Origin of the sequence: Streptomyces sp. 2A115 (assembly GCF_052245575.1) — a bacterium.
GTDB lineage: Bacteria > Actinomycetota > Actinomycetes > Streptomycetales > Streptomycetaceae > Streptomyces.
Genome location: NZ_JBQQCG010000268.1, coordinates 1 through 553, shown reverse-complemented (window position 1 = coordinate 553; position 553 = coordinate 1). Strand labels below are relative to the sequence as shown.

Sequence of the window (553 nt, the reverse complement as noted above, 5' to 3'; positions counted from 1 at the left end):
CGAGGACGGCTCTGAACGACATGTCAGACGATCTTCGCCGTGGACACCGGCCGACGACCAGCGCGAGTAACTCTCCCGACCCTCAAACCAGATCCGTGACCAGCAACTTCACGATGCACACCACTCACTCAACGGCCAGATGCAAATCCGGTCACTGATCCGTCGGCTTGAGTGCGACAGGACAGGTGTTCGTCTCACGTCGGTGTCCCACGGGCCGGACAGGGGTCACCGTCAATGAGAAAGGGACATCCGAATTGCGAACCTACAATGCACGAGGGCGAGAAGGTCGTCGTCGACGCCGGGCTCCGGCAGCAGGTAGACGTGCAGCACGCGCAAGCCGTCGAACCACGGCTGGCCCTGGAACCTCGGTACGAACCGCTCCATCGCTGTGTTGTCCACGCCCCTCGTGTCCCGCGCTGGAGACCAGCCCGGACGCCCCGACCAGCGACGACCGGCTGTTCTGTCACGTCTACGGGCGCGGAGACCGCAAGACGGATCAGTTCGTGCCGGGCTGGCCGTACTCCTTCGTCGCCGCCCTGGAGACCGGCCGGAC

The 553-nt window shown here is 64.6% G+C and carries 1 protein-coding gene; it reads right to left on the bottom strand.

Annotation, left to right across the window (positions count from 1 at the left end):
* Nucleotides 1–231 precede the first annotated feature (231 nt).
* Nucleotides 232–399: a hypothetical protein gene (locus ACTWQR_RS55970; RefSeq protein ID WP_443235051.1), complete on the bottom strand. Its 168-nt coding sequence runs from the start codon at nucleotides 397–399 to the stop codon at nucleotides 232–234.
* Nucleotides 400–553: the final 154 nt, after the last annotated feature.